Raw genomic sequence first — 3,360 nt, 5'->3', positions numbered from 1 at the left:
CCCAATGGGTATAAAGGTTTATGACACTTCCGTTGCACGCTGCTGAACCATTAATCTTCATCAATTGTCCAAAAATGAAAAATTCAGTGTTCCCACCCCTCAACCCGTGGCTGTCAGCAAAAGTTCATCCAGTTGTTGTACGGGCAGTATCAACAGCCGACCCTTTTATTAAGGTGAATAAACATCTATTTTTATTTGAAAGCCAAAATAGTTATTTTTACAGATTCATTTTAAATTCAAAAAAGAAGATTATGCTCACAGCAGAGATACACACCGCAAAAGGGATCATGAAAGTAAAGTTTTACGAGGAAGATGCCCCAAACACCGTGGCCAATTTTGTGAAACTGGCCGAGGAGGGTTTATGAAAAGAATACGCATCATTATCACAGTCCTTATTCTGTCCATTCTCCTGGGTGGTGTTCTTTACATAAACCCTCTCCTGCCGATTATCACCGGCTATGCAGCCAAAAACCTGTCGTCGGGCCTGTTTGTGGCCAACCGCACACAGGAGTCGATGGAGGCGACCGACCTGAATTTCTCCTTTATCCGATTCGTAAAAAACAGCGTCGACACCAGGAGCAAGAGCGTAAGAAGTCGCTTCCTCTGGCACACGTCTCATACTACTTTCGTGAATGGCTATGGCAGCATCCTGGTAAACGACTATCCGGTGAACGATATTCAGGCACGCCCCTACCCGGTTGTGCCGGTTTTACCCGAACAACCCGACACCATCGCCTGGCCGATGGGGAATTTGATTGCCGACACCATCCCTTCGGGAGTAGACATGCAGAAGCTCAACCTGGCCGTGGAGCAGGCATTTGCCGATACCATCCCCTACAAGGGTACCTTCGCGGTGATGGTGGTCTATCGGGGCCAGCCGGTTGCCGAAAAGTACGCCGAGGGATTGGGGCCAGAGAACCGCTTCCTGAGCTGGTCGATGGCCAAAAGCTTTACCAACGCCCTGACAGGCATCCTGGCGAAAGAGGGGAGGCTGGATATTTATGCACCCGCCCACGTGGAGGAGTGGCAGAGCGACGAAAGACGCAGCATCTCCATCCACAATCTGATGCAGATGAACAGTGGTTTGAAATGGAACGAAGATTATGGGAACAGCTCCGATGTGAACAACATGCTGCACAAGGAAGGCGATATGGCCCGGTTTGCCAGTTCGAAACCGCTCGAATATCCCCCGGGGTCGGTATTTGAATATTCATCGGGATCCACCAACATTGTCTCTTACCTGCTGCGCAGGGCTATTGGCAACGATGCGGAGTATTATGCTTTCCCGCGCGAAAAGCTTTTCAATAAAATTGGGATGCGCAGTGCTGTTTTTGAGGTGGATGCATCGGGTACGTTCGTGGGGGCATCCTACCTCTATGCCTCCCTGCGCGACTATGCCCGCTTCGGATTGCTCTACCTGAACAACGGAAACTGGCTGGGCGAGCAGATCCTGCCCAAAAACTGGGTGGAATACACTACCACAGAGGCAACCGGATCCGACGGAATATACGGTGCATTTTTCTGGCTGAACAAAGCCGGCACCGACTATCCCGATGTACCTCGCGACATGTATTCTTGCAACGGCCACGACGGGCAGTTCATCTACATCATCCCATCGAAAGAACTGGTGATTGTCCGCACCGGTTTCTCCCAAAAAGACGAGTTTGACCAAAACGGATTTGTGGCCGCAATAGTAGATGCGATACAATAAAAAGATGATTGTTGTGGACTGGTAAACTTAACCGCGGCAACGTTTGTTATGCTCTATGGTAAGAGCAATATTGCACAAAATTCAAAAAACCAGGGACAATGAACGTAGCAGTCTGGGACACCTATGTAACCAAAAGAGACGGGAGTGTGATGCATTTTGACATTATCGCTCCAGCGGAAACCAGTGATAAAGAACAAATATACAAGTACGGAAGAGAGTTCCTGAAAACGAAAGATCAGGAAGGGCAGCCACTCGCCTCCAAAGAGTGTCAGTTTTGTCACATTGAAGCATTGAAGCCTGAATGGGAGGAGGACATCAGGCGAAAGGGGTATTCTATTGTGGAAATGGAAAACTGTCGTGAAACTCTCTGACAATTCCTCGGGAAATTTGTGATCACTTAATCATCACGTATAGGATATTTACAAATCGAAGGTCTATGATTTACATTGCCCTTTTCAGGGGAATCAACGTAGGTGGAAATAACAAAGTGGACATGAGAAAACTCAAAACCACATTTGATTCCCTGAATTTTACCAATGTCGCCACCTATATCAACTCCGGAAACATTCTGTTCGAGGAATCGCTGAAAGGAGAAGAGGAACTGACGCAAATGATTGAAGAAGCCGTCAGAAAGGATTTTCAGTTGAAGATAAAAGTAATTGTAATAAACAGCGAACAGTTGAACTCCATTTGCCGGGAACTACCTACCACATGGGTGAAAAACGAAAGCATGCGGACAGACGTGATGTTTCTGCGGGAGAAGTACGACCGGCCGGAGGTGCTGGAGAAAATACAGATCACCCCGGTGGATAACGTGAAATACGTCCCGGGTGCTATATTGTGGAATGTGAAAGGAGCAGATTACAGCCACAGCGGGATGATGAAGCTGATGGGCACGGAACTATACAGAAATATGACTATCCGGAATGTAAACACGGTGCGCAGACTTCATCAAATAATCACGGATGAGTATGGGCGATAGCATCGGGATCATCCTATGATCGTGCAGAAGAAATAAAGAACTTCGTTATTGAATTATTTTCTTGAAAAACATTTCCCGGAAAAACACAACCCATATGTTGTTTGTTTATAAACAATAGCATTATTTATAATCAGCATATGAAACCACCGGTTCAATTTGCGGCAACGTCTGATCAGTAGACAGGACGTCCGCCCAATCAATTGCGCACAGACTTTGGTCGATTCTTTCTCTCAATGCCATTTCGCCATGTGGCACATATTGGTTATTAGCTAAAATCCTGGTTGGAAACAGAATATCCATGTTTTTCAAAAGCGTACAATTATGAAAAGTTTGTTGTTTTATGTCTTCATTTTGCTCCCGTCTATTCTCTTCGGGCAGGATGACCTGAAGAAATCAGCCGAAGATTTTATGAAAGGATACTACAAATTATTTGAAGAAAAAAAGTGGAATTTGGTTACGGAAACGTATGCTGAAGATGCACAGGTAGTTTGGATGAATGGAATGGTTTTATCTTTGTATGAAATGATGAAGCCGGTATTGGAAAAAAATAAAACAGAAATGACCAGCGATAAAGTCGATGTGAAGTGGATTTTATCAGACATTACGGGTCCAAATTCAGTACTCGTTACTACGAGATACATAGAAACGACTGACCGCACGGGAAATA

Annotated in this window: 6 protein-coding genes; 5 read left to right on the top strand and 1 reads right to left on the bottom strand. The window is 45.7% G+C overall.

Translation table 11 applies throughout. The annotated features are described in order from the left end of the window. Positions 1-20 precede the first annotated feature (20 nt). From B3Z75_RS04870 to B3Z75_RS04855, 4 genes are all read left to right on the top strand, one after another. Positions 21-365, top strand: a complete 345-nt coding sequence (locus B3Z75_RS04870) for a peptidylprolyl isomerase (protein WP_294068255.1) — start codon at positions 21-23, stop codon at positions 363-365. Next, positions 362-1,711 carry a serine hydrolase domain-containing protein gene (locus tag B3Z75_RS04865; protein ID WP_294068254.1) on the top strand — a complete coding sequence of 450 codons (1,350 nt, stop codon included), beginning with the start codon at positions 362-364 and terminating at the stop codon, positions 1,709-1,711. Before B3Z75_RS04870 ends, B3Z75_RS04865 begins: the two co-directional genes overlap by 4 nt. Positions 1,712-1,809: 98 nt before the next feature. Next, positions 1,810-2,082, top strand: coding sequence for a DUF2024 family protein (locus tag B3Z75_RS04860; protein WP_294068253.1), 273 nt, complete (start codon positions 1,810-1,812; stop codon positions 2,080-2,082). A 65-nt stretch (positions 2,083-2,147) separates the two neighbouring features. Further along, positions 2,148-2,693 (top strand): DUF1697 domain-containing protein, encoded by a 546-nt coding sequence (locus B3Z75_RS04855; protein WP_294068252.1) that lies wholly within the window; start codon positions 2,148-2,150, stop codon positions 2,691-2,693. Between the two features lie 120 nt (positions 2,694-2,813). Here the strand turns inward: B3Z75_RS04855 and B3Z75_RS04850 are convergent, their stop codons facing one another. Next, a complete protein-coding gene (locus B3Z75_RS04850) occupies positions 2,814-2,993 on the bottom strand; it encodes a hypothetical protein (protein ID WP_294068251.1) in 180 nt (59 codons plus the stop codon). A gap of 21 nt (positions 2,994-3,014) precedes the next feature. Here B3Z75_RS04850 and B3Z75_RS04845 point away from each other — a divergent pair. Then, positions 3,015-3,360: hypothetical protein (locus B3Z75_RS04845; protein WP_294068250.1), on the top strand; the 346-nt coding region annotated here is incomplete at its 3' end.

It is taken from the genome of Proteiniphilum sp. UBA1028, from assembly GCF_002316955.1.
Taxonomy (GTDB): Bacteria; Bacteroidota; Bacteroidia; order Bacteroidales; family Dysgonomonadaceae; genus Proteiniphilum.
Note: the sequence above shows the minus strand (reverse complement) of the source record. Positions and strands in the feature narration are given on the sequence as shown.

Excerpts from the sequence above, each read along its gene's own strand:
- B3Z75_RS04870 (WP_294068255.1), top strand. The coding sequence starts at position 21 with ATGACACTTCCGTTGCACGCTGCTGAACCATTAATCTTCATCAATTGT.
- B3Z75_RS04865 (WP_294068254.1), top strand. The coding sequence starts at position 362 with ATGAAAAGAATACGCATCATTATCACAGTCCTTATTCTGTCCATTCTC.
- B3Z75_RS04860 (WP_294068253.1), top strand. The coding sequence starts at position 1,810 with ATGAACGTAGCAGTCTGGGACACCTATGTAACCAAAAGAGACGGGAGT.
- B3Z75_RS04855 (WP_294068252.1), top strand. The coding sequence starts at position 2,148 with ATGATTTACATTGCCCTTTTCAGGGGAATCAACGTAGGTGGAAATAAC.
- B3Z75_RS04850 (WP_294068251.1), bottom strand. The coding sequence starts at position 2,993 with ATGGATATTCTGTTTCCAACCAGGATTTTAGCTAATAACCAATATGTG.